The organism is Desertivirga xinjiangensis, from assembly GCF_024436435.1.
Taxonomy (GTDB): Bacteria; Bacteroidota; Bacteroidia; order Sphingobacteriales; family Sphingobacteriaceae; genus Desertivirga; species Desertivirga xinjiangensis.
The window spans coordinates 727,458-751,903 of the sequence record NZ_JAFMZP010000004.1 but is presented as its reverse complement, the minus strand read 5'-3'; the positions used below and the strand labels follow the sequence as shown (position 1 = coordinate 751,903).

General features: G+C 43.0%; 22 protein-coding genes. 8 read left to right on the top strand and 14 right to left on the bottom strand.

What is annotated here, in order from left to right:
* Positions 1–168: 168 nt before the first annotated feature.
* From J3P37_RS14195 to J3P37_RS14150, 10 genes are all read right to left on the bottom strand, one after another.
* The gene (locus J3P37_RS14195) at positions 169–1,047 is read right to left on the bottom strand and encodes a sugar phosphate isomerase/epimerase family protein (protein ID WP_256012000.1); all 879 of its coding nucleotides are present in this window, start codon (positions 1,045–1,047) and stop codon (positions 169–171) included.
* A gap of 138 nt (positions 1,048–1,185) precedes the next feature.
* The gene (locus tag J3P37_RS14190; protein WP_256011999.1) at positions 1,186–2,070 is read right to left on the bottom strand and encodes a hydroxypyruvate isomerase family protein; all 885 of its coding nucleotides are present in this window, start codon (positions 2,068–2,070) and stop codon (positions 1,186–1,188) included.
* A complete protein-coding gene (locus J3P37_RS14185) occupies positions 2,067–3,320 on the bottom strand; it encodes a nucleoside permease (RefSeq protein WP_256011997.1) in 1,254 nt (417 codons plus the stop codon). Before J3P37_RS14185 ends, J3P37_RS14190 begins: the two co-directional genes overlap by 4 nt.
* Positions 3,321–3,345: 25 nt before the next feature.
* Positions 3,346–4,059, bottom strand: a complete 714-nt coding sequence (locus J3P37_RS14180) for a 3-keto-disaccharide hydrolase (RefSeq protein ID WP_256011995.1) — start codon at positions 4,057–4,059, stop codon at positions 3,346–3,348.
* Between the two features lie 4 nt (positions 4,060–4,063).
* Positions 4,064–4,510 carry a c-type cytochrome gene (locus J3P37_RS14175; RefSeq protein ID WP_256011993.1) on the bottom strand — a complete coding sequence of 149 codons (447 nt, stop codon included), beginning with the start codon at positions 4,508–4,510 and terminating at the stop codon, positions 4,064–4,066.
* 145 nt (positions 4,511–4,655) lie between these two features.
* Positions 4,656–5,714, bottom strand: coding sequence for a sugar phosphate isomerase/epimerase family protein (locus J3P37_RS14170; protein WP_256011991.1), 1,059 nt, complete (start codon positions 5,712–5,714; stop codon positions 4,656–4,658).
* Positions 5,715–5,760: 46 nt separating this feature from the next.
* Positions 5,761–6,918 carry a Gfo/Idh/MocA family protein gene (locus tag J3P37_RS14165; RefSeq protein ID WP_256011990.1) on the bottom strand — a complete coding sequence of 386 codons (1,158 nt, stop codon included), beginning with the start codon at positions 6,916–6,918 and terminating at the stop codon, positions 5,761–5,763.
* 79 nt (positions 6,919–6,997) lie between these two features.
* Positions 6,998–7,567 carry a gluconate 2-dehydrogenase subunit 3 family protein gene (locus J3P37_RS14160; protein ID WP_256011989.1) on the bottom strand — a complete coding sequence of 190 codons (570 nt, stop codon included), beginning with the start codon at positions 7,565–7,567 and terminating at the stop codon, positions 6,998–7,000.
* Between the two features lie 29 nt (positions 7,568–7,596).
* On the bottom strand, positions 7,597–9,057 hold the full coding sequence (locus J3P37_RS14155; protein ID WP_256011988.1) for a Gfo/Idh/MocA family protein: 1,461 nt from the start codon (positions 9,055–9,057) through the stop codon (positions 7,597–7,599).
* 9 nt (positions 9,058–9,066) lie between these two features.
* On the bottom strand, positions 9,067–10,746 hold the full coding sequence (locus J3P37_RS14150; RefSeq protein WP_256011986.1) for a GMC oxidoreductase: 1,680 nt from the start codon (positions 10,744–10,746) through the stop codon (positions 9,067–9,069).
* 203 nt (positions 10,747–10,949) lie between these two features.
* Here J3P37_RS14150 and J3P37_RS14145 point away from each other — a divergent pair, with 203 nt between their 5' ends.
* A complete protein-coding gene (locus J3P37_RS14145; RefSeq protein ID WP_256011985.1) occupies positions 10,950–12,332 on the top strand; it encodes a sensor histidine kinase in 1,383 nt (460 codons plus the stop codon).
* 15 nt (positions 12,333–12,347) lie between these two features.
* Here J3P37_RS14145 and J3P37_RS14140 read toward each other — a convergent pair whose 3' ends face one another.
* Positions 12,348–13,760, bottom strand: a complete 1,413-nt coding sequence (locus tag J3P37_RS14140) for an ATP-dependent DNA helicase (RefSeq protein ID WP_256011983.1) — start codon at positions 13,758–13,760, stop codon at positions 12,348–12,350.
* 49 nt (positions 13,761–13,809) lie between these two features.
* Here J3P37_RS14140 and J3P37_RS14135 point away from each other — a divergent pair, with 49 nt between their 5' ends.
* The 3 genes from J3P37_RS14135 (at position 13,810) to coaD (ending at position 16,112) form a co-directional block, all read left to right on the top strand.
* Positions 13,810–14,640: a DUF3822 family protein gene (locus J3P37_RS14135; protein ID WP_256011981.1), complete on the top strand. Its 831-nt coding sequence runs from the start codon at positions 13,810–13,812 to the stop codon at positions 14,638–14,640.
* On the top strand, positions 14,631–15,164 hold the full coding sequence (locus J3P37_RS14130) for an RsmD family RNA methyltransferase (protein ID WP_256011978.1): 534 nt from the start codon (positions 14,631–14,633) through the stop codon (positions 15,162–15,164). Before J3P37_RS14135 ends, J3P37_RS14130 begins: the two co-directional genes overlap by 10 nt.
* Positions 15,165–15,650: 486 nt before the next feature.
* Positions 15,651–16,112: a pantetheine-phosphate adenylyltransferase gene (gene coaD / locus J3P37_RS14125; RefSeq protein ID WP_256011977.1), complete on the top strand. Its 462-nt coding sequence runs from the start codon at positions 15,651–15,653 to the stop codon at positions 16,110–16,112.
* 40 nt (positions 16,113–16,152) lie between these two features.
* Here the strand turns inward: coaD and J3P37_RS14120 are convergent, their stop codons facing one another.
* Positions 16,153–16,761, bottom strand: coding sequence for an NUDIX hydrolase (locus J3P37_RS14120; RefSeq protein WP_256011976.1), 609 nt, complete (start codon positions 16,759–16,761; stop codon positions 16,153–16,155).
* On the opposite strand from J3P37_RS14120, the gene pyrE reads away from it, so the two are divergent.
* The 4 genes from pyrE to J3P37_RS14100 all read left to right on the top strand — a co-directional run bounded on the left by pyrE (position 16,760) and on the right by J3P37_RS14100 (position 21,401).
* Positions 16,760–17,419, top strand: a complete 660-nt coding sequence (gene pyrE, locus J3P37_RS14115) for an orotate phosphoribosyltransferase (protein WP_256011973.1) — start codon at positions 16,760–16,762, stop codon at positions 17,417–17,419. The genes J3P37_RS14120 and pyrE overlap by 2 nt on opposite strands.
* A gap of 101 nt (positions 17,420–17,520) precedes the next feature.
* Positions 17,521–17,919 carry an SRPBCC family protein gene (locus J3P37_RS14110; RefSeq protein ID WP_256011972.1) on the top strand — a complete coding sequence of 133 codons (399 nt, stop codon included), beginning with the start codon at positions 17,521–17,523 and terminating at the stop codon, positions 17,917–17,919.
* Positions 17,920–18,060: 141 nt separating this feature from the next.
* On the top strand, positions 18,061–20,673 hold the full coding sequence (gene clpB / locus J3P37_RS14105) for an ATP-dependent chaperone ClpB (protein WP_256011969.1): 2,613 nt from the start codon (positions 18,061–18,063) through the stop codon (positions 20,671–20,673).
* Between the two features lie 149 nt (positions 20,674–20,822).
* Positions 20,823–21,401, top strand: a complete 579-nt coding sequence (locus J3P37_RS14100; RefSeq protein ID WP_256011968.1) for a MarC family protein — start codon at positions 20,823–20,825, stop codon at positions 21,399–21,401.
* A gap of 190 nt (positions 21,402–21,591) precedes the next feature.
* On the opposite strand, the gene J3P37_RS14095 is transcribed toward J3P37_RS14100, so the two are convergent.
* Positions 21,592–22,758, bottom strand: a complete 1,167-nt coding sequence (locus tag J3P37_RS14095) for an RsmB/NOP family class I SAM-dependent RNA methyltransferase (protein WP_256011966.1) — start codon at positions 22,756–22,758, stop codon at positions 21,592–21,594.
* Between the two features lie 111 nt (positions 22,759–22,869).
* Positions 22,870–24,399: a glutamine-hydrolyzing GMP synthase gene (guaA, locus tag J3P37_RS14090; protein WP_256011964.1), complete on the bottom strand. Its 1,530-nt coding sequence runs from the start codon at positions 24,397–24,399 to the stop codon at positions 22,870–22,872.
* Positions 24,400–24,446: the final 47 nt, after the last annotated feature.

The window sequence follows — 24,446 nt, the reverse complement described above, 5'->3', positions numbered from 1 at the left end:
CTTTTAAGAAGAATCCACCCGAGTCCCTCGTAGTAAATGAATCTATTATGTCAAATATTATCAGTGAATGCCGGGACGCTTTTCGACAAGGCCTTAGTATTATTTATCGAACCGCTGTTGCGGAGAGTGCAATGCGGAGCCCATCTTTGCAATGGCCCCGCAATTCACTTATTTAGTATGCAGATACTGGTAACTTTGACTTATACTTTGGAAAGGATCTTTAGAGAAATTCTCTTGTTCCACAAATAACTGTTTCAGGCCGGAAGCTTTCTCGGCGGCAAGTATTTTTGTAAAATCGATACTGCCTGCTCCTACTTCTGTGTTGAGTTTAGGATTATTCTTGTCCATATCTTTCACGTGCCACATGGTAAATCTGCCGGAATGAATTGAAAAAAGGGCTACCGGATCTATGCCTGCTCTGATTGCCCAATACAGATCTAGTTCAAAATCAACCATAGATGGCTCAGTTTCCTTTAAAAGTATATCATAACCAGTTTCATCCTGACCTATTTTGTTGAACTCAAAATCATGGTTATGATAGGCTATGCGCAACTTTGAATATTTACACAGTTCAGCAGCGTTATTTAGCTTTTCAGCAACCTGTTTATAGCCGTCGGCATCACTTACAATATGTGAAGCAACATGCGGGATGGTAATATATGTTTGGCCAATTGCACTTGCTGCTTCAATATAGGTTTTGAGGACATCATTGTTGCCACCCTTAACCAGATATTCATCAAGACCATAATGCCCGCTGAATGAAGTAAGACCATTCGAACTTAACAACTTATCGAAGGCTGCCGGGCTCAGGCCCCAGAATTTGTCTTTCACCGAGTATCCATAAGTTTCTACGGTGCTGTATCCGGCTTGCTTAACTTTGGCTATAACCCCTTTTACATCCTCAGAGATTTGATCGCGCAGGGAGTACAGTTGCAAACCAATATTTCTTCCTTTTGCTTCAGCCCCGCATTGTGCAAGGGCAGGACTTATTAAAATCCCCCCTGCTAGTATTCCTGCATTTTTTAAAAATGTTCTTCTGTTCGTCATATCAAGTTTATAACTGGATTAATAGGTGTCTGTTCATTGAAGCTAGCGAGGCACACGCGGCACGCGTGCGCCGACATATGCTAACTCTTGCTAGCGCACGCGTGCCGCGTGTGCTAAGAATTGAAACTCGCATTTTGTTTACACATCACATATCTGGATCGCCTTTCTAAGAGACGCTATTTTGTCGTCCTGCACCGGAATAAACTCCTGGGCAACATAACCCTTGAACCCTGTTTTTTTTATTGCTTCCATTATCGCCGGATAATACAATTCCTGGCTTTCATCAATTTCATGCCGCCCGGGAACACCTGCTGTATGATAATGTGCGATATATTGATGGTTGTCTGTAATAGTCCGGATAACATCTCCTTCGTCAATCTGCATATGATAGATATCATACAACAATTTGAAGTTCTCCGAACCCAGTCGCTTGGCCAATTCCACTCCCCATGCGGTTTTATCACACTGATAATCCTTATGGTTTATTTTACTGTTCAAGAGCTCCATCACTATAGTAACTTTGTGTCGTTCAGCAAGTGACAATATTTGTTTTAGGCCTTCGGTAGAATTTATGAGACCAGTTTCATCATCCATACCATTGCGGTTGCCGCTAAAGCAGATCAGGTTTTTATACCCGGCCTTAGCAACCAAGGGGATCGTCTCTGAATAATTTTTGATCAGTGTTTGATGATGCTTCGGATTGTTCCAACCATCTACAAGATTAATCTCCGCGCCATTACACATAGACGAATCAATGCCATGCTTTTTAAGAACAGGCCAGTCCTTTGGCCCCACCAGGTCAATAGCCTTTATTCCAATTTCTTTCGCCACCACACACAGTTCGTCCAAACTAAGTTGGTTATAGCACCACCGGCATACCGCATGGTTAATGTTACCTTTTAGCGTCATTTTTTTTTCTTTACTGCAGGCTTGTTCCGATATTAGAACTCCTCCGGTTGTAATGGCAGCAGCGCCTGCCAGGATACTCTTCACGGCTGTACGGCGATTCTGTTTTAAAGTCATATTACAGGGTTTATTTTCTCCATTTCCGACAAGTCCCTCGCATCCTCCCTGGCATTTACCGATTTCCGGTCTTTGAACAGCAGTACAAAAAGCAGTAGTACCACTGCAGCTATTAAAGCCGGTATCAGCCAGATCATCTTCCAGTTATGCACGTCTCCAGAACTGTAAGCGTCAACTATAGGTCCCGATACCAGGGAACCAATCAGCATACCCACCCCATAAGTAGCCAGGGTGATCATTCCCTGGGCAGCACTTTTAAATCGCTCGCCTGCCAGATTATCCGTATAAATCTGCCCGGTAACAAAGAAGAAGTCGTAGCAGATGCCATGCAGCACAATTCCGCCGATCAGCATCCAGTAGTTCGCATCCACATTTCCGAACGCAAAAAGCACATAACGGAGCACCCAGGCAAGCATCCCAATTGCCAGCATCTTCTTTACACCCAGGCGGACAAAAAAGAGCGGAATTAAAAGCATGAACAGAGTTTCAGAAACCTGGCCCAACGATTGAACACCTGCCGCCGATTTCATACCAGCTTCATTGAGAAAAAGGTTAGTGAAATTGTAATAAAAAGCCAGGGGGATACAAATTGCTACTGATGCCAGGAAAAACAACAGGTATGAGCGGTTAGCCAGTAAACCAATGGCATCCAATCCCAGAACATCTTTTAACGATGTTTTAGATTCTTTTTTTAACGGCGGGGTATCCGGTAGTGTAAAACTCAATATTCCAAGTAATGCTGAAGCGATGGCTGCCGTCCGGAAAGTCAGGTTCAATTGCCCGGCTTGTTCCCAGTTTAGCCAGCCGATGGTGAGTCCGGCAATGATCCAGCCAATTGTCCCGAGAACTCTGATCGGCGGGAACTCCTTACCCGGATCCTTCATCTGTCTGAACGACACGGAGTTTACCAGGGCGAGGGTTGGCATAAATAAGATCATATAGACCAGGATGCCCGGAAAAAAATCATCAAAATTTGCAGAGTCTGAAGAAAGCCACAACAATCCGGCCCCGGCAAAGTGCAGGATACCCAGTATCTTCTGAGCGGCAAAAAAACGGTCTGCAATCAAACCAATAATAAATGGCGCTACAATGGCTCCGATAGATTGTGTAAGATATGCCAGACTTATTTGAGTTCCTGTAGCTCCGAGGTTTTTGCTTAGGAAAGTTCCCAATGTAACAAACCAGGCTCCCCAGATAAAAAATTCGAGGAACATCATGGTTGATAATTTGAAGCGGTTAGTTAAAGTCATGATTTTTGTTTGGTTTTTAAACGACTTACAGCTTTTTAATCATTATATTTCGGTACCATACCTCGTCGCCATGGTCCTGCAGGGCTATTTTTCCGGTTTTAAAAGTTCCGAAACCCGGCATTGAGGCAAATTTGCTTCCTGCCACCAGCTTCTTCCAATCCTCATTCCAAAGGGTGGTAGAAACAACTTCAGTCCCGTTTAAAAAGAACTGCAATTTTCCGTCCTTACTTTTTATTTCAGCCTTATTCCATTCGCCGGCAGGTTTAACAGTTTCTTTTTTACTTGGGATAAGGTCGTAAAGATCACCCGCCCTGTGTTTATGTATCTTAGCATCAGGATGACGTTCATTATCCAGGACCTGCATTTCGGGTCCTGTATTATAAGTGTTCTTGTATTGTGCAACATCCTCCTTTACATAGAAGATCACACCACTATTCCCGCCAGGAGCTACCTTCCATTCCAGTTTCAGATGGAAGTCAGAATACTCTCCATCAGTGACAAGATCACCTCCACCCCCATTAGCTTTTTTTGCGGCTACGTCTAAACGCAAGGCTCCATTTTCAACCTTCCAGGCAGCCCCGGCAGTATTCTTTCCATAGCTATGCCAGCCATGTGTGCTTTTACCGTCAAACAGGTTTATCCATCCGTCTTTTTTAGCTTTACTTTTGTCGGACTTCAGAGACATGCATAATACTAGCACCCCTGCTGAAAGTATGGTACTGATTACATTAAATTTCATAAGCTTATTTTAGAGATAATATATAATTAGCCATTTCTTTTGCATCATCCTCGCTTAAGGTAGGGTGCGGCGTCATTGGGATCTCTCCCCATACTCCACTACCTCCCTTAATTATCTTGCCGGCCAGGTAGCTCACATTGGCTTCATTAGCTTCATATTTTTGAGCTACTTCTTTATACGAAGGACCTACAATTTTCTGATCCACCTTGTGACAGCTAAGGCAATCGGAAGAAGATATCAGCTGAGCACCTTTCTCATAGGCCCCGGCAGGCTCAGAACCTGAGCCACGATTAGTTCCCGTATTATTTATTGAAGTATCCACTTCCGACTGCCTCGCGGATGCAGCATGCTCTCCGGCCGTTACGGTATCCTCCGTATTTCCTGAATTTGAATTGCTGGTACAAGCGGCTATGGCAACAGATGCACATAGCATAACTATCATTTTTTTCATGTGTGTGATTTATTTTATGATCTACTATTTTAAAAATTAAAATTGCTTAGTTGTATAGCACACGCGGCAGGCGTTCGCTAGCAGGGGCCTTAAGACCTACTACTAAAACCTTACTACTTATAATTTACTACTTATAACTTACTACTTATAACTCTAACCCCAATAACTTTTTATTAAATTGTAAACTGTCACCTGAAGCGGCAAAGTCATCAAATGCCCGTTCTGTCACCCTTATAATGTGATCTTTTATAAATTTTGCTCCTTCTCTGGCTCCGTCTTCAGGGTGCTTAAGAGCACATTCCCATTCCATTACGGCCCAGCCCTTAAAATTGTATTCCGTAAGTTTACTGAATACTGATTTAAAGTCGACCTGTCCGTCACCCAGTGAACGGAAACGACCGGCCCGGTTTACCCAGCTTTGATATCCACCGTATACTCCCTGTCTTCCGCTTGGTCTGAATTCAGCATCTTTCACATGGAACATTCTGATCCGTTCATGATAAATGTCGATATATTCCAGGTAATTAAGGCATTGAAGTACAAAATGAGAGGGATCATAAAGCAAGCAGGCCCTTGGGTGATTATTTACCCGCTCGAGGAACATCTCATAACTTATCCCGTCGTGAAGGTCTTCACCTGGATGGATTTCATAGCAAAGATCTACTCCGCATTCGTCGAAGTAGTTTAATATGGGAGCCCAACGCTTTGCCAGCTCATCAAAGCCTGTTTCCACCAAACCGGCAGGACGTTGGGGCCAGGGATAGACCATTGGCCACAACAAAGCTCCGCTAAACGTTGCATGAGCGTTCAATCCCAGATTTTGAGAAGCTTTGGCGGCATATTTTAATTGCTGTACCGCCCATTCGGTTCTTGCTTCCGGATTATTTCTGTAGGCCTCCGGAGTGAATGCATCAAACAATGAATCAACTGCCGGGTTCACTGCCACCAGTTGTCCCTGCAAATGAGTGGAAAGTTCGGTTATTTCCAGACCAAAACTATTAACTATACCTCTTAGTTCATCTGCATAATCTTTGCTTTCGGCCGCTTTTTGAAGGTCTATAAAACGAAGGTCGTTTGTGGGAAGCTGTATGCCTTTAAAGCCCAGGTCAGCAGCCCAGCGGCATATCCCGTTAAGCGAGTCAAAAGGTGCCATATCACCCATGAACTGGGCAAGAAAAATTGCGGGTCCTTTAATGGTATTCATTATTTAAATTAATGAGTTCTTTATTATTAATCTAATAGTGTCTTTCTCAAATATTAAAATCAGTCCATTTCTCTGCTGATTGCCCTGAACGTATCACATGCTCAATAAAAGCCATACCTCGCACGCCCTCCTCAGCACCCGGAAAATCCAGCCATTCCTCCTCGGGCACCCTTCCCTCCAAGCCAGCTTTTACCGTTAAAGCAAAGTTGCGGTACAAGTTGGCAAAGGCTTCCAGGTAGCCTTCAGGATGCCCAGCGGGAGTTCGTGTATTATGTTGCGCATATGAGCTGAGGTAAGCTGAGCCTGTACGCCAAACTTCGGCCGGCTTGTTTAACCATTTAACCTGTAAAGTATTGGCGTCACTTTGCTGCCATTCAATTCCTCCATTTTCGCCATAAACACGTATCCTCAAATTATTTTCCTCACCGGCGGCAACCTGAGTGGCTAAAAGCATTCCGCTGGCACCATTGCTAAACTTCAGGAGCACTGTACCATCGTCGTCGAGTCGTCTTCCTTCCACAACAGTATTTATGTCGGCACAAAGTTTACTGACCTGCAAATTGCTTACATATTCAGCCAGATTAAAGGCATGAGTACCTATGTCCCCCATCGCCCCCGCAATCCCGCTTTTCTGAGGGTCTGTACGCCATGCCGCCTGCTTATTATCTTTCCCTTCCTCGAAAGTGCTTAACCAGCCTTGCGGGTATTCAACATAGATCTTCTTTATGGTTCCAAGCTGTCCGGACCGGATGAAGTGACGGGCCTCCTTTATCATAGGATAACCCGTATAAGTATGTGTAAGACAAAAAGAACGTCCACTTTTTCCTGCGATCTGTTTAAGCTCGATAGCTTCTTCGAGAGAGAAGGTCATCGGCTTATCTAAAATCACATGATACCCGTTCTCCAGTGCGAGTTTCGCGGGTTGGAAATGCAGATGATTCGGCGTTACAATACTGATCACCTCCACCCTTTCAGCGGGCGGAAGCAGGTTTTCCCTTTCAAATAATTCCTGGTATGAAGCGTAAACCCTGTCGTTGCTGATACCCAGGGCCTGACCGCTCCGTCGTGATTTTTCCGCATCACTGCTAAAAGCGCCGCAAACAAGTTCATATTGGTTATCTATCTGAGCTGCGATACGGTGAACGGCGCCTATAAAGGCGCCTTCCCCGCCGCCGATCATTCCTAACCGGAGTTTTTTTAACATGTTATATATTTACGAATTACGAGTTACGAGTTACGAACTCCGACTTATTACTTGAATTTTAAACTTATAACTTACTAGTTTACGTTGCCCAGGCCCTATCTCCCTTTTTATAAGTCATACAGCCATCAAACTTCCCTGGGATTGCCACATATCTCAATGCCTGGGTAGCTCCTGGTTCTGAAGTAAAGAATCCAAGGAGGGTTAACTCCTTCATCATCCTGAAATAATGATTCGCTTCTTCGCTTTTTTTCTTGGCGGTAAATTCTTTCTGTTCCTTGTCCAGATCTATAAGCAGCGCGGTCCGTTGTTCAGCGCTGCATTCAAGAAATTTTTGGCCGTGCTTTTTTTCACAGGCAGCTTCAAGATCAGATATTCCTTTCACAAAGACCTTTTGATCTTCAGGCTTGTAACAGTCCCTTACCATTACTGTCATAAACTCGCCCACTTTCGCGGCTTTGGCCCCTGGCGTACTGGTTTGCGGAAGTATGGTCTCCGCTATCTCATCAAGAAGCGTTACCTGCTCACTTGTAAAAAGTTCGTTTACACGGTTTGTTTTCGTGGTACATGCCGCATCGACAAATAATTCTGCACCCAGAATCGTTCCTCCAAGCATCCACGCAACCCTTGAAATTGCTTCGCGTCTGTTCATATGTTTGAAATGAAATAGATAGATTAAAATTAGAGATTTAACGACCAGCCATTACGGTAATCGCGCTTAACATACTGGTTCACTTCATCAAAATTGGTCACCCTCATATTTTGGTTATCCCATAGTAGCTTAATATTGCTTCCCGGATAATCGAAACCCTTACCGTTAGCTTTTGGCTTCCTGATATCGGCTCCCCGGATAGCAAGGTTGGCCATTAGTAATGCTTCAGTAAGCGGTCCTCCAATTTCGAAAGGAGAGCTCACCTCTTTATTTCCATAACCGGCAATACAAGCCTCCACCCATTGGGCATAATGTCCGTCTGCTCCACCGGGCACCCTCTCAAGTTTTTGTTTGACGTTCACCTCCTGGTTACGCGACAAAGGCAATAACCTCGGATTAGCGCCATAAGTACTACACATCATTTTACCTTTAGTTCCGATAAATAGAGTACCGTTACCTCCGTCTCCGAATAATTCATTGGCGTTAAGTTCTTCTGGCCGCTCTGGCTGAATTCCGCCATCCATCCAGTGCATTTTGACCGGACCTTTTGTTTTATCAGTCTTCGGAAATGTTAGAGTAACGTGACTAGACGGAGGACAACTTTCAGGGAAATACCCACGCTTAAACTCATCCACATAAACCGTGCCCACGCTGCATTCCACATCCGTTGCATACTGTAAACCAAGTATGCTGAAAGGAGCCTCCATCAGGTGGCAACCCATATCACCAAGAGCCCCTGTTCCGTAATCCCACCAGCCGCGCCAGTTAAAAGGCACTACCTTATCCACATACTCTTTATACGGTGCTGTGCCAAGCCACAGATCCCAGTCAAGTTCTTTAGGCACATCTATCCGCGTTTGAGGCCAGGCTATTCCCTGAGGCCAAACCGGCCGGTTTGTCCAGGTATAAATGGTATGCACCTTCCCGATCTCCCCAGCGTCATACCATTCTTTGAGCTGACGAACGCCATCTCCGGAGGCACCCTGGTTACCCATTTGAGTTACTACCTTATAACGCTTCGCTGCATCAGTAAGGATCCTGGCCTCATAAATATCATGAGTCAAAGGCTTCTGAACATAAACATGTTTCCCCAGCTGCATTGCAGCCAAAGTTTGTACTGCATGGTTATGATCAGGAGTGGAGACGGAAACCGCATCAAAGTTTTTCGCTTCTTTGTCAAACAGTACTCTCCAGTCTTTATAATACTTCGCTTTGGGATATTTATTGATGGAATTCGCAGCCCTCCGGTCGTCAACGTCACACAGATACGCTATATCGGCCTTACCACTACTATAAAAGCTATTTATATCACTTTCCCCCTTACCTCCAACGCCGATACTTGCGATGAGCAAGCGATCGCTTGGCGCCACAAATCCTTTTCCGCCTAAGACATGCCGGGGTACGATGATAAATCCAGCGGCAGCAATTGCCGTATTCTTTATAAAATCTCTTCTTGAGCTTTTTAAAGTTTGATTTTTACTCTCAGACATATTTTTCGATTAAATATTCCTTTTATTCAACTCCTTAACTGCATGGTCCACCGCCCTTGCCGTAAGTGCCATATAAGTGAGTGAGGGGTTTACGCAACTGGCAGAAGTCATGCACGATCCATCTGTAACATATACATTTTTAGCATCCCAAACCTGATTCCATTCGTTGAGGACAGAAGTTTTAGGATCCCTGCCCATTCGTGCAGTTCCCATTTCATGAATTCCCTGGCCCATGGCGTATCCTGAATCATAAGTAGTCACATCTTTCATTCCGGCAATCTCAAGCATCTCCTGCGCGTCAAGCATCATATCCTTACGCATCTTCTTCTCATTATCCTTAATCTCGCAGTCGATGGCGAGAACCGGCAATCCCCATTTATCCTTTTTAGTTTTATCAAGGCTTACTTTATTTTCATGGTAAGGAAGCGTCTCTCCAAAGGCAGTAAGACCGATACTCCACCTTCCCGGCTCGCATAATGCCTCCTTAAACTGAGCGCCGATATTAAGCTCTGCTATCTCGCGGCTCCAGCCTTCCCGGCTGGCACGACCCTGATATCCGAACCCCCTGATATAATCGCGCTTATCAGCTCCGAGGTTCCTGAACCGCGGAATATATATGCCATTAGGCCGGCGGCCGTAATAATATTTATCTTCATAACCATCAGCCTTTCCTGAAGCTCCGCAACGGAAGTGATGATCCATCAGGTTATGTCCGAGTTCGCCACTGCTGCTCCCTAAACCTTCAGGCCATACATCAGTGGCCGAATTCATAAGTACCCAGGCGGAGTTTAACGATGAGGCACATACAAACACAACTTTAGCAAAATAGTCATATGTCTGGTTAGTCTCAGCATCGAGTATTTCCACGCCCCTGGCTTTTTTTGAATCTTTGTCGTACAAGATCCTGGTTACAATAGAAAAAGGCCGTAAAGTTAGATTTCCTGTGGCCATAGCGGCTGGAAGAGTAGAAGATTGTGTACTGAAATAGGCGCCAAACTGGCAACCCAACCAGCATTTATTACGGTATTGGCAATTAGTCCTGTTGTGATGCGGAACGGTAAGGTTCGCAGTACGGCCCATTATCATATGCCGTAAACCTTTATAATGCTCTTTAATGCGGTCAGCAACATCCTTTTCTACACAGTTCATTTCCATTGCCGGTAGATAGTCTCCATCGGGCAGCTGTGGTAAGCCATCCTTTGAACCACTTATTCCTGCAAAGCGTTCGGCATAACTATACCATGGAGCTATGTCTTTATACCTTATTGGCCAGTCAACAGCAATCCCGTCCTTTGCATTTGCTTCAAAATCAAGATCACCGAGGCGATAGCTCTGGCGTCCCCACATTAATGACCTTCCACCTACATGATATCCGCGATACCAGTCAAAACGTTTTACCTCAACATATGGATTTTCTTTCTCATTGGTCCAATAGCTGAGATTCATTTCATTCAAGGCATAGTCACGTTTTAATACAGGGTAATCTTCGATCATTTGCTGTGTCCGACCTCCTCTGTGCGGAAAGTCCCAGGGATTTTTGTTGGCATTCACGTAATCTTTTACGTGCTCAACATTTTGTCCCCGCTCAAGTAAAATTGTTTTCAGCCCTTTTTCTGTAAGTTCTTTGGCGGCCCATCCGCCTGAAATTCCAGAGCCAATTACAATAGCATCATAAGTGTTTGTGCTCATTTTATTTAAAAAGTTATCTGGTTAGAGAGAATGCTGGTCAAATCTCATCTGCCTAAGGTAAAGCATTTTAATAATTATTAAAATAATAAATTCGTTTTAGCAGCTGGTTACCAGCCTTTAATGCATGATGATATGAGTAAAAAATGGCATTATGTCATAAAAAATGATATTTTTAGCCAAAATCTGCACTATCTAATCAAGCTATGAAAAATGCTCAAAGCATTTATTATCTTATCGGGGCAACAATTGTAGTGATTGTTGTGAATACGGTTTTTTTCCTTTTGCAGTCGGCAAAGAATGGAAAAAGCTATGAACGTTCGCAGAAAACTTATGAAACAATAGAAACGACCCACTACCTTTTTGATAATTTGAAAGATGCAGAATCCGGATTAAAAGGATATCTTCTTACCCGTGACAGTACTTACATTGACGCGTATTTACAGGCGGTAGAGCGGCTGAGAGACACCTATTTCCATCTGTACTCCAACCTGAGCATTTACCCTGAACAACATAAGAATCTGGCTAACTTAAACCATTTAATGAAAATTAAAAGTGAAAAGTTAGCAAGTATCATGACCTGGTACAGGCAGGGACAGCAAGGTTTGGCGCTCGACAAAGTAAATGATCCCTCGGGGCGCCAGGTGATGAATGACATCACTAAACTCATTAATAAAATTTCTAAGATCGAAAAGGAGAGATTAATAGATAACAACGCGTCGATTGAGAAACTCACCAAAAAAACACAGATTTTTTCAGTCATAAGTAACTGGATCCTGCTGATAATCGTCATTTCAGCCCTTATAAGTATTGTCCAGAACCGCGAGACTTTATCTGCACTGTTTAAAGAAGTGGAAAACAAAAACGAAATACTCGAATCTCAGAAAACTGAACTGCAGAGCCTGAGCCAGGACTTGATCAAACAAAATGACGAACTTGAAAGATTCGCTTACATAGCGTCACATGATCTGCGTTCTCCCGGCGTTAACCTTATCGCGCTGCTGCAATTATATGAAGAGGCGGTTACAGAGGAAGAAAAAGAACATTTGCTGGATATAATCAAAGAAGTTGCCGATAATCTGATTGTAAAGCTGGATGATCTGATCGACATGCTTAGGAGCAAACATGAATCCTACGCGGTACATGAAGAGCTTACCTTCAAACAGATCTACAATAATGTCGTAAAGAACCTGTCGGCCGACATCAAAAAATCAAACGCCATTTTACATTATGACTTCTCTGAAGTTCCAAAATTAAAATATCCGAAGAGCTACCTGGAAAGCATATTCCAAAACTTGTTATCAAATGCCATCAAATACAGACACCCAGATCGCGAACCGGAAATATCCGTCAGAACCTTAAAAAAGAACGACAAGATCTTGATGGAAGTGAGAGACAATGGCCTGGGTATCGACCTGAAAAAGCATGGCGACAGCATCTTTGGTATCTACCAGACTTTTCATGAAAACAGTAAAAGCAAAGGTGTAGGCTTATATATTACAAAAGCACAGGTGGTTGCCATGGGCGGGAACATAGAAGTAAGAAGTGCACCCGGTGAAGGCACAGTCTTTATCATAAATTTCAGTTAATCTGGGTAAATTAAATCAGCTTATAAAGAATTGCTGACTGAAGTTTACCAGGAACAGTTCTTTAACCGGACGGGTTACAGCGGTATATAGCCATCTTAAAAAATCGGTGTTCAGCATCTCATCCGTAAGATAGCCCTGATCTACAAAAACGGCGTCCCACTGCCCACCCTGTGCTTTATGACAAGTAACCGCATAAGAAAACTTCACCTGGAGGGCATTGTAATAAGGGTCAGTCTTTAATGCTTCCATTCTTTTTTTCTTATCGGGGATATCCGCATAATCTGCCATTACCGCTTCATACAAGCGCTTGCTGTCCTGACTGGTAAGACTGGGAGCTTCAGTATACAACGTATCGAGCATGATCTTACAATGCAATGGTTCATCCTCAGGGTAGTCAATAAATTCGAGTACCACATCGACGAACCTGAACCCGTGCATCTCTTCAACGGCCCTTGCTTTCCGTACCTTTACAATATCCCCGTTTGCAATAAAGGCACTTGACGATTCCTTTTCTTTCTCCAGCCAAAAGTAATTGTTACGAACAACCATAAGATAGTCGCCACCCGTTAATTCTTCTTCACGATACAGTATCCGGTTACGAATCTGCTGATTGTAACTATTCGCATTTTTATTCGAGCGGCATATTACCAGCGAATTTTCAATGCCGTATTTATCATAAGCATATTGCAGGCCTTCTTCCAGCTTTTCGCCGGTCATCCGGTAGATATCGGGGTATTTTTTTACGATCAGTTTGGGAAACTCTTCCTTTTTACTCCTTATCAGGTTCCTGATATGAGTGGCATTATATAATATTCCTGATTCTTTTTGCTGTCTTACCACGTCGGTGAGTTCATAACCGAAGACCTTAAGTGAAAAATAATCTCTCAATAGTTTATTATCCAGAGCTGGACTGTTTTCCGAACCCACTGGGGGCAGCTGAGCCGTATCTCCAACCAGCATCAGTTTACAATTTTCACCACTGTATACATATTCCAGCAAATCGTGTAAGAGACTGCTCCGGCTAAAGTCTGTGGTGTCATTAGAAATCATGGAAGCCTCGTCTACAATGAAAAGTGTATTCTTCGACAGGTTCTGCGCCAGCACGAAATTCATATCGAGACTCATTGCCGACTTCTTCCGGTATATCTTTTTATGTATGGTTAAAGCCTTTTTACCCGAATAAGTAGAAATAACTTTTGCAGCCCTTCCCGTCGGAGCAAGTAAAATAGATTTTAAACCAACAGAAGGCAGCACCCTAACCAATGTCCCGATTATAGTTGTCTTACCCGTTCCGGCATATCCTTTCAACACAAAACAGCCTTCATTCTGTCGAAAAGAAATGAACTTTTCAAGTTCAGCAAAAACTTCCCGCTGCTGTTGCGTGGGGCTCGCCACAAAAGCCCTGGCTAAATACTCCGCAATATCCATGAGATGTAAAAATGCGTATTTCCTTTCAAAAAGTGTTAGTTTTGCTGCAATGAACAATCCAGAAACGCTTCATTTTAAGGACGGCGATTTTACTCAGGGTAATGCCGGAGACTCCGAGCTATTGATACAGGTGAGCCCTTCCAGGCTATCTTATGCAGTAATTAGTGACCGGAAAGAAATTATTGTTGTTTACGACAATCTCTTAAAAAAGCCTTTGTCCGGCGCGTTGGAGGAGCTTCAGGCTACTAATGAGTATCTGAACTTTATATATAAAAACGTCAGGATAGCCATTCAAAGCTTTAATTTCTCATTCATTCCTGAAGATATTTATCCCGAAGCTCAGTCTGATGTCATTGCGCCCCTGGTTTCTAAATCGCAGGAAAACAAAATTTATACCTCCCGAATAAAAAAAGCCGGAATAAAAAGTTTTTTTTCTGCTCCGGACCAGGTCGTAAAAGCGCTTCAGGACTCTTTTCCGGAGGCCGTATTTTATTCGCAAGCGGAACCATTTATCACAGGCATCTTATCTGCCCACCAGGGCAGCAACAAGATCTTCCTGAATATCGGCCCTTCTGTATTTGAAATTACCTCACTATCTAACAGCGGTTTATATTTCTACAATATATTCAACTATGACAATGCGGATGACTTTAATTACTACCTGCTATCTGTCCTTCAAGAACTAAAGCTTACAGAAAACCTTCCGGAAGTGATGCTTTCTGGCGATATTGTTGCGGGGGATTTAATTTATCAGCGAATAGAAAAGTACTTTGATAAGATATCATTCACAGACAGTTCAGTCCTTGTACTGCCAACTGCTCTTAATAGCGCTATAGCATCGCGGTTCTTTTCTTTATTTGCCCTCAGCTTATGCGAATAATAGGAGGAAAACTAAAAGGTTTGAGGCTAACCCCTCCGCCGAATCTGCCGGTACGCCCAACAACCGACATGGCTAAGGAGGCTCTATTTAATATCCTCTACAACCAGCATAATTTTGAAGAACTGAAGGTGCTCGACCTCTTCAGCGGTACAGGGAGCTTGTCATTAGAATTTGCTTCCCGCGGATGCCCCTCGATTATATCTGTTGATAAAAATACCGGTTGTTATAACTATTTAAAGAATACCGCAAAACAGCACGGTCTGTCTGCTATAATGCCGCAAAGGGCTGATGTATTCAAATATCTGGCACAAGAAACCGAAACCTTCGACCTGATCTTTGCCGACCCTCCCTTTGACATCCCTCAAATACCGCTAATACCGCAACTGGTCTTTGAAAGAAACTTACTTCGCCCGGAAGGCGTACTCATTGTAGAGCACCCAACGCTGAAAAAACTGGATGACCATCCAAATTTTGTTGAACAGCGAAAATATGGGTATTCTTCGTTTAGTTTTTTTAAGCTGTAAAAAGGTCGCTCGTCATGCCGAATTTATTTCACTGTTGTCCGGTAAAAGATTTTCGTAAAATGTTTACCGGACAGCCGGAATCAAAATGGCTGCGATATTCTGCGATAAAAACCTTTGAAAGTGCTGTATGGCAACCATAAGCGGTCAAACGCAGAAAAAAGGTGTGATTTGGTTAAATGTTTACCGGACAGCCGAATTTTAAATACGATTGTAATTTTTAAGATTTCGGGGGTTTGGAATCTAGTATGAACAAAAAAGGCCTCATTGGAGGCCAGAATAAGGGTTTTTAAATGCTACTTAAAACCTTACCGGACAACAGTGAATTTATTTCGGCATCTCTTGAACTATAGACAGTACTACTTAAGCAAGAGGTCCTGAAACAAGTTCAGGATGACGTGAAGCATTAAATTATAACTCCGCATCTTTCCACATTTTCTTTCTTGAAATTCCTTTTGCCTTTTACCTTTTACAGTTTACCTTTATCGCATGAAGATAGCCCTTTTTCCAGGTTCCTTTGACCCTGTAACAATAGCTCATGTTGACATCCTGAAACGTTCCGTTTCCTTATTTGACAAGATCATTATCGGAGTCGGAAAAAACAGCACAAAACAGCCCATGCTATCGCTGGAAGCAAGGATAAACATTCTCAAATCTGTATTTCGCGAAGAACCCAAAGTTGAAGTATCCTCTTACGAAGGGCTTACCATCGAGTTTTGTAAGGAGATAAATGCCACCTATATGCTCCGGGGTATTCGCACTGTATCAGATTTTGAATACGAAAAAGCTATTGCGCAAATGAACCACGCCCTGGAACCTTCCATAGAAAGTATATTTATTCTGAGTAATCCAGGATATTCATCTATAAGCTCAACCATCGTACGCGACATTTTACGTCACAAAGGAGATGTCAGCAAATTTATTCCAAAGGAAGCCCTGGAATTTTTATAAGATCAGGGCTTCCTCAAAGCCCAGTCAACTTCTCAATATCTCAGTTTACTTCTATTAAGCCGATTACATCGTTAATGAGAGGGTAAGTATTAGCTTTAACCACACTAAAATCACCCGGCGCTATCCAGCGGGCCTCTGTGATTCCTTCTTCCAGTTGCGGAATCAGCTCTTGTTTGGGGGCTTTCATATTATACCAGGATGTTTTCTTAAACACCACCTGTCCCCTCTCCTCGTAAACATGCCAGGTTTTACAAAGCCTGGTACCAAGTTCCTGAACACTTATCCCGCATTCTTCTTCCACCTCCCTTACCGCTGCTTTTTTAGTTTTTTCACCTTCGTCAAGCTTACCTTTAGGCAAATCCCATTTACCTTTCCTGAAAATAAACAGGTATTCATTTTCCTCATTGATAACTATCCCTCCGGCCGCATGGATAGTTTCGTATTGCTTGCGCACCTTACGGAAAAACAATTTCGGTTCATTCACCAAAATCACATAAACAAATGGTTCTTTACCTTTTACCTGCTTGTGAAAATTTTTAAAATCAAAATCTTGACCATCAATTTGTTGATAATTTCCTATGCCGCCTGGCATAGATTCTGAGATAATTAAAAGCGTTTCGTTAATATAAATCCTATATATTTGCATCATGACCAACAAAAGTGAGACAGAAAAGAAAGTTGCAGAATTTTTGTTACAAATTAAAGCAATAAAATTACAACCAACCAAACCGTTTACATGGGCATCGGGATTACTATCACCAATATATTGCGATAATCGTGTAACGCTCTCTCATCCCTCTATCAGAACTTATATTCGCCAGAAGCTGTCAACCTTAATTCAGGAAGAGTTCGGCTCTGTTGGATTGATTGCAGGTGTTGCTACTGCCGGTATTCCGCAGGGGGTTCTTGTAGCCCAGGAGCTAGGTCTTCCATTTGCATATGTAAGATCAAAACCTAAAGAGCATGGTACAGGAAGTTTAATTGAAGGCGAAATTTCAGCAGGACAGCGTGTTGTTGTAGTAGAGGATCTTATATCAACAGGAAAAAGCAGTTTACAAGCGGTTGAGGCCCTGAGAGAAGCAGGCTGTGATGTAGCAGGTCTGGTTGCCATTTTTAGTTATGATCTGGACGTAGCAACGGAAAACTTTAAAGCGGCAAAATGTCGTTTCTCTACTTTGTCTAATTATCATGCACTTATAGACTACGCCTCAGAAAACAGTTTCATTAACAAAGAAGATTTAGAGTTACTTCGTAAATGGAGAGACAACCCCTCTGAATGGGGCAACTCCATACAAAGTGAGGTTTAACAAAACAATTGTTACATATATTCAATTAAGGACCTATCAGATAAACTCTTGTAGGTCTTTATTATTTAATAAAAGACTGTAAGGACGTATTAAAGACAATTATGACAGTATTTGAAAATAAGATTAGCATTAATAAACCAGTAAACAGCGTTTATAAATTCCTTTCTGACTTTAACAACCATCAGCAATTGATGCCTGATAATATCAGTAACTGGTCTTCGACTCAGGATGAGGCAAGTTTTACGATTCAGAATATGGCGAAACTAGAATTGAAGATCTCGAACAGGGTTGAGAACAATACGGTAATTATTATTCCTGCAGCACAGGTTCCATTTAATGTTGAAATGCGCTGGGTACTTGCCGATCTTGGCAACAACGTTACCGAAGCCATTCTGACCGTATCTGCTGAACTCAACATGATGATGAAGATGATGGCTAGCGGACCACTTCAAAAACTGGTGAACCAGCAAACAGAATCCCTAAAAAAGATACTGGAGTAAGGTCGCGATTACACGTCAGAATTTCATATAAGTTTAGCTTATCACAGACTTTTAGTCGGGTAATTTGCTTATTAAACGACAAAATTTCAGCTTAGTGTAATTTGGGGGCGCTGGCAAAAGTTTTGATACAAGCAGTGTATTATGAACTTTAACAATTTTACAATCAAAGCACAGGAGGCCGTTCAGAAAGCCTCAGAAATAGCCACTGGAAATCAGCAGCAGGCTATCGAAAACGCGCATTTGCTTAAGGGGTTGCTCTTGGTTGATGAAAATGTAATCAACTACCTTTTAAAGAAATTAAACGTTAACATAAACCGCTTAAATACGGTGCTCGATGCCGAAATTCAGAGCTTCCCAAAAGTTAGCGGCAGCAATATTTATCTATCTTCCGGCACTAACAATGCACTACAGAAAGCGCAGTCGTACCTGAAGGAATTCAAAGATGAGTTTGTCTCTGTTGAGCACATCCTGCTCGGCATCCTGAACTCTGGTGATAAGACTAGCGGAATGCTTAAAGACGCGGGCGTCACTGAAAAAGATCTTAAAAAAGCAATCGCGGATCTTCGCGGGGACAACCGTGTAACCGACCAGAACGCTGAGGCTACCTACAATGCCCTGAACAAGTACGCCCGGAACCTGAATGAATACGCTGAATCCGGAAAACTGGATCCTGTTATCGGTCGCGATGAAGAAATAAGAAGGGTTATCCAGATCTTATCCCGAAGGACCAAAAACAACCCGATACTGATCGGTGAACCTGGTGTTGGTAAAACAGCCATTGCCGAGGGTATTGCTTTCAGGATCATAAAAGGTGATGTACCCGAGAATCTAAAGAGTAAAGTTGTTTTCTCTTTAGATATGGGAGCGCTTGTTGCCGGCGCCAAGTACAAAGGCGAATTCGAAGAGCGTTTAAAAGCTGTCATCAAAGAAGTTACCCAAAGTGACGGAGAGATCATTCTTTTTATTGATGAAATCCATACGCTGGTAGGTGCCGGCGGTGGCGAAGGAGCTATGGACGCAGCTAACATTTTGAAACCGGCCTTAGCACGTGGTGAATTAAGAGCCATTGGGGCGACAACACTCAACGAATACCAGAAATACCTTGAAAAAGATAAAGCTCTTGAACGTCGTTTCCAAAAGGTGATGGTGGATGAACCAGATACCCAGGATGCAATATCTATCCTACGAGGTTTAAAAGAACGCTATGAAACCCATCACAAGGTGAGAATTAAGGATGAGGCGATCATCGCTTCAGTTGAATTATCTCAGCGTTATATATCCGATCGCTTTTTACCAGATAAGGCCATCGATCTGATGGATGAGGCAGCCTCAAAGCTCCGGCTCGAGATGGACTCAGTACCTGAAGCCGTAGATGAGCTCGACCGGAAGATCATGCAGCTTGAAATTGAACGCGAAGCGATAAAGCGTGAAAACGACGAGCGTAAAGTTGCAGAGCTAAGCGAAGAGATCGCCAACCTTTCTGCCGACCGTGATTCTCTTAAGGCAAGTTGGCAAGGTGAAAAAGACCTGGTAGATTCAATTAATAACGAAGTTCAGCAGATTGAAAACTATAAGCTTGAAGCCGATCAGGCAGAACGGGCCGGAGATTATGGCCGTGTAGCAGAGATCCGCTATGGAAAGATTAAAGATTCGCAGGATAAAGTTGAGAAGCTGAAAAAAGAACTGGAAGAAAAGCAGTCTGGTGGCAGCCGCATGTTAAAAGAAGAGGTTACCAGCGAAGATATAGCCGGGGTAGTTTCACGCTGGACGGGTATCCCGGTCAATAAAATGATACAAAGTGAGCGGGAAAAGCTATTGCATCTCGAGGTTGAGCTTCACAAACGTGTTGCCGGTCAGGAAGAAGCCATAGAGGCCATATCTGATGCCATTCGACGCTCGAGGGCTGGCTTGCATGATAAGCGCAAACCTATTGGGTCATTTATCTTCCTGGGCACAACTGGAGTTGGAAAGACCGAGTTGGCAAAAGCTCTGGCTGAATTCCTCTTCAACGATGAACACAGCATGGTGCGCATCGATATGAGCGAGTACCAGGAACGTCATGCTGTTTCCAGGCTGATAGGTGCGCCTCCGGGATATGTAGGCTATGATGAAGGAGGCCAGCTTACTGAGGCTGTGCGTCGCAAGCCCTACAGTGTTATCCTGTTGGATGAAATTGAAAAAGCTCATCCTGATGTCTTCAACATCCTGCTGCAGGTACTAGACGACGGACGCTTAACCGATAACAAAGGCCGGGTGGTAAACTTCAAAAACACCATAATCATCATGACCTCTAACATCGGTTCACATCTTATCCAGGAAAATTTCAGCACGCTGAATGAAGGCAACCGTGAGGAAGTGGTGGCACATACCAAAAATCAACTGTTTGAACTCCTAAAGCAAACTATTCGTCCGGAGTTTTTAAACAGGATAGACGAACTGATCATGTTCACTCCGCTTAACCGAAACGAGCTGCGTGATATTGTATCGCTGCAATTCAAACAAGTACAGTCTACGCTTGCTGAAATGGGTGTCCAGCTGGATGCCTCAGAAGATGCTCTCGACTGGCTGGCCCAGCTTGGATATGACCCTCAGTTTGGAGCAAGACCTTTAAAGCGGGTGATCCAGAAACGGATACTCAACGAATTGTCTAAAGAAATACTAGCTGGAAAAGTAGATAAAGACAGTCATATTCAACTCGATGTCTTCGATAATAAGTTTGTATTTCTGAACAAAGGTTCTGAAGTAACAACGTAAATGAACAAGAGTTAGGCTCATGCGGCACGCATGCGCCAGCGATGAAATAAAAACAACCTATAGTATTGCATGAAGAGGGGCCTTGGCCCCTCTTCTGTTTATTTTCATTTTTTTGTTATACATTCGGTGATCGCAATACTTTTCCTCTTATGAATAAATTCTTTATTCTCGACAGTAAACAGATCATTACTATCACTATGATCCTTTTTGCTATAATCGATATAATCGGAGCAATACCCGTTGTTATCGCGCTACGCCAAAAAGCCGGGCATATCCAATCAGGAAAAGCAACCCTGGTATCGACGATATTAATGATCCTCTTTCTTTATCTTGGTGACCAACTACTACAGCTCATAGGACTTGACGTAGCCTCCTTTGCTATTGCGGGATCCTTCGTAATATTTTTTATAGCTATGGAAATGATCCTGGGCGTAAATTTCTTCAAAGAAGAAGTACCTGAGAGTGTTTCTATAGTGCCTCTCGCCTTCCCGCTCATAGCGGGAGCCGGAACGATGACCACCTTACTTTCTCTGAAATCTGAATATGAAACGCAAAATATCCTGGTAGGGATTCTTATAAACATGATATTCGTTTTCTTTGTATTGAAGAACACCATGCGGATTGAACGCTTGCTCGGCCAATCAGGATTGAATGTTCTTCGAAAAGCCTTTGGCGTGATCTTGCTAGCTATTGCAATCAAGCTTTTCAGGACAAATACAGGGCTTTGATATATCTGTACGAACAATCCGGTCGCGATACTTTCAAACACATCAACGTAATTTTAGCGATTGAATAGACCGTTATTAACGGAAAGAAGCCTTGAACTATTGCTTCAAAGCGTATGCTGATCTACTAATGTGCCACGCAAATCTACGTTCCGAATTAAGAACTTAAAACTTAGGGCTTTAAACTTATAACTCACCCCTTAACCAGCCTCGCTACAAACATGGTATCTGCTTTGTATTGATAGCCCTTTAACACTTCCTGGGCCTCTAGTTTTAGCCCAAACTCGCTTATTATGAAGTCAACATTTTCCTCATTCTCTTCCCTAAACGCGGAGCAGGTAATATAAATAAATGGTTTTCGAGGCTTTAGATATTTGATTACATTTGTTATAATAGAACGCTGCAGGTTCTGAAAAGCTTCGATCCTGCCTTCCCTGAACTGGCTTATCATTTCGGGACTTCGCCCCCAGGTGCCTGACCCACTACAGGGAGCATCAAGGATAATTCCATCAAACTCGAAATCATGAAGGACTGGCTGTGGATCCTGGGTAAGGTCCAGAACTTTTTTCTGGTATTTTAACAGGCCGGCATTACGAAAGCGCTCATCAAGATTTGCTAAAATGCTTTCCCTTACATCGGATACCAGTAATTTCACGGTAGGCTCTTTATCAAACAGCAGAAGAGATTTTCCTCCTGAAGCCGCGCAGGCATCCCACCAGTAATCCCATTTGGCAGGTTTGAAGTAGTTACCAGCCTGTTGAGACGACAGGTCCTGTACCTCAAAAACACTTTCGGGATCTGAAAATAGCTGAGTGAGTTTTGTTCCATTTGGTAACCGGAGAGCAGCCCCTCCCTGTTCCTTAAAACTTATTCCCTCATCCTGAAGCGTTGATTTAACTAACTGTTCTTTGCCTCGGTGCAGCCTGATAAACAAGTCGGGCTGTATAAAGAATGATCTTAAAAACGCATCTTTTTCTATCCCTGCCGACAAATGTTCATGAAAAGGAAATACATCTTTTAATGAAAAGCCATAGTCGCCTTCCTGCAGGAACAGTATCTTTTCATCGAGGGAGTGAGTGATTCTGGAGCTTAACTCCGGTTTAAAATATTCAAGGAAAGGATTTACCGCGTTATTACACAAGAACAAAGCCAGAAAAAGTCTGTCCTGAACGGGTAAAGATGAGGACGCTTTTCCGAGTCGGAAATAATTATATAACAGGCCCGAAGCATTTCGCCTGTCAGTTGAGCCCATCTGTTTGTTAGCCCTAAAAAAAACCGGCAGGAACTTGGATAAAGGAACATTCTGTTCGTATTCTTCCAATATCCTCAGGAACGTTTTTAGCTGATTTTCAAATCTCATAGGCATAAGTCCCCCTTACAGGGGACTATTATTTATTAATATTTCAAAACTCGCTTGCCAGCGTGCCGCGTGTGCTAAGAAACAAAATCTTGTTATAACAACCGAAAAAGTTTATTCCCACTCAATGGTTGCTGGTGGCTTAGAGCTTATATCATAAACAACGCGATTGATACCTTTAACATTGTTGATGATCTCATTTGATATCCGTGCAAGCAATTCATACGGTAGGTGGCTCCAGTCGGCGGTCATACCATCAACTGATCCAACTGCCCGAAGACAAATCACATTTTCATAAGTACGCTCATCACCCATTACTCCTACCGATTGAACGGGGAGGAATATGGCTCCAGCCTGCCACACCTTGTCGTACCAACCTGAACTCTTCAGATTATTGATGTAAATCGCATCGGCTTCCTGCAGGATTGCCACTTTCTCAGGAGTGATTTCATCAAGTATCCTGATCGCTAAGCCTGGTCCAGGGAATGGGTGACGCTGAAGAATGATATCGTCGATACCAAGAGCTTTACCTACTCGTCTAACCTCATCCTTAAATAAAGTATTCAGAGGCTCCACAACCTTAAGTTTCATAAAGTCAGGGAGACCGCCCACATTATGGTGAGATTTTATAGTTGCCGAAGGGCCTTTAACAGAGATTGATTCGATAACATCAGGATAAATAGTACCTTGTCCCAGCCATTTAACATCCTGCACTTCGTGAGCCGCATCATCAAATACTTCAATAAATACGCGACCTATGATCTTACGTTTTTGCTCAGGATCTTTAACACCTGTTAACTGCCCGATAAAACGGTCCTTTGCATCAATACCCCGTACATTCAATCCCATATGCTGGTATGAATCAAGCACCTGCTGGAACTCATCTTTCCGTAAAAGACCATTATCCACAAAGATACAATGCAGGTTTGGTCCGATCGCTTTATGCAATAAGATAGCGGCTACCGACGAGTCGACGCCCCCAGATAAACCTAAAACAACTTTATCATTGCCTAACTTCTCCTTAAGTGAAGCTATGGTGGTTTCTACGAATGAGTCTGCAGTCCAGTTTTGGCTGCACCCGCAAATATCAACCAGGAAATTTTCCAGCAATTGTTTTCCGTCAGTGCTATGAGTTACTTCAGGATGGAACTGGATCCCATAGGTTTGTGTACCCGAAACATGGAAGGCTGCGACGCGTACAGTATCGGTACTGGCAATTACTTCATAATCTTCAGGAATAGCTGCAATGGTATCCCCATGCGACATCCACACCTGTGAATCTTTAGGCACATTTTTAAGTAAGGGATTAACTTCATTGATGTAGTGAAGGTTAGCCCGTCCATATTCCCTGATAGTTGATGGAATTACTTCACCGCCCGATTTCTGAGCAAGATATTGTGCACCATAGCAAACGCCCAGCAAAGGTAATTTGTTATGGAATAGGTTGATGTCAATTTGAGGGGCATCCTCCTGTCTTACTGAATATGGACTCCCGGAAAATATAACACCTTTTACACTTTCATCAAATGCCGGAAGGTTGTTATAAGGATGAATTTCGCAGTATACACTTAGCTCTCTTACTCTCCGGGCAATAAGTTGGGTATATTGTGAACCGAAGTCAAGAATGATGATTTTTTCTTGCATGGGCAAAGATAAAAATTAGCCGCCTTTTACGAAACAAAGAGAACGAT

Excerpts from the sequence above, each read along its gene's own strand:
- J3P37_RS14195 (WP_256012000.1), bottom strand. The coding sequence starts at position 1,047 with ATGACGAACAGAAGAACATTTTTAAAAAATGCAGGAATACTAGCAGGG.
- J3P37_RS14190 (WP_256011999.1), bottom strand. The coding sequence starts at position 2,070 with ATGACTTTAAAACAGAATCGCCGTACAGCCGTGAAGAGTATCCTGGCA.
- J3P37_RS14185 (WP_256011997.1), bottom strand. The coding sequence starts at position 3,320 with ATGACTTTAACTAACCGCTTCAAATTATCAACCATGATGTTCCTCGAA.
- J3P37_RS14180 (WP_256011995.1), bottom strand. The coding sequence starts at position 4,059 with ATGAAATTTAATGTAATCAGTACCATACTTTCAGCAGGGGTGCTAGTA.
- J3P37_RS14175 (WP_256011993.1), bottom strand. The coding sequence starts at position 4,510 with ATGAAAAAAATGATAGTTATGCTATGTGCATCTGTTGCCATAGCCGCT.
- J3P37_RS14170 (WP_256011991.1), bottom strand. The coding sequence starts at position 5,714 with ATGAATACCATTAAAGGACCCGCAATTTTTCTTGCCCAGTTCATGGGT.
- J3P37_RS14165 (WP_256011990.1), bottom strand. The coding sequence starts at position 6,918 with ATGTTAAAAAAACTCCGGTTAGGAATGATCGGCGGCGGGGAAGGCGCC.
- J3P37_RS14160 (WP_256011989.1), bottom strand. The coding sequence starts at position 7,567 with ATGAACAGACGCGAAGCAATTTCAAGGGTTGCGTGGATGCTTGGAGGA.
- J3P37_RS14155 (WP_256011988.1), bottom strand. The coding sequence starts at position 9,057 with ATGTCTGAGAGTAAAAATCAAACTTTAAAAAGCTCAAGAAGAGATTTT.
- J3P37_RS14150 (WP_256011986.1), bottom strand. The coding sequence starts at position 10,746 with ATGAGCACAAACACTTATGATGCTATTGTAATTGGCTCTGGAATTTCA.
- J3P37_RS14145 (WP_256011985.1), top strand. The coding sequence starts at position 10,950 with ATGAAAAATGCTCAAAGCATTTATTATCTTATCGGGGCAACAATTGTA.
- J3P37_RS14140 (WP_256011983.1), bottom strand. The coding sequence starts at position 13,760 with ATGGATATTGCGGAGTATTTAGCCAGGGCTTTTGTGGCGAGCCCCACG.
- J3P37_RS14135 (WP_256011981.1), top strand. The coding sequence starts at position 13,810 with ATGAACAATCCAGAAACGCTTCATTTTAAGGACGGCGATTTTACTCAG.
- J3P37_RS14130 (WP_256011978.1), top strand. The coding sequence starts at position 14,631 with ATGCGAATAATAGGAGGAAAACTAAAAGGTTTGAGGCTAACCCCTCCG.
- coaD (WP_256011977.1), top strand. The coding sequence starts at position 15,651 with ATGAAGATAGCCCTTTTTCCAGGTTCCTTTGACCCTGTAACAATAGCT.
- pyrE (WP_256011973.1), top strand. The coding sequence starts at position 16,760 with ATGACCAACAAAAGTGAGACAGAAAAGAAAGTTGCAGAATTTTTGTTA.
- J3P37_RS14120 (WP_256011976.1), bottom strand. The coding sequence starts at position 16,761 with ATGATGCAAATATATAGGATTTATATTAACGAAACGCTTTTAATTATC.
- J3P37_RS14110 (WP_256011972.1), top strand. The coding sequence starts at position 17,521 with ATGACAGTATTTGAAAATAAGATTAGCATTAATAAACCAGTAAACAGC.
- clpB (WP_256011969.1), top strand. The coding sequence starts at position 18,061 with ATGAACTTTAACAATTTTACAATCAAAGCACAGGAGGCCGTTCAGAAA.
- J3P37_RS14100 (WP_256011968.1), top strand. The coding sequence starts at position 20,823 with ATGAATAAATTCTTTATTCTCGACAGTAAACAGATCATTACTATCACT.
- J3P37_RS14095 (WP_256011966.1), bottom strand. The coding sequence starts at position 22,758 with ATGAGATTTGAAAATCAGCTAAAAACGTTCCTGAGGATATTGGAAGAA.
- guaA (WP_256011964.1), bottom strand. The coding sequence starts at position 24,399 with ATGCAAGAAAAAATCATCATTCTTGACTTCGGTTCACAATATACCCAA.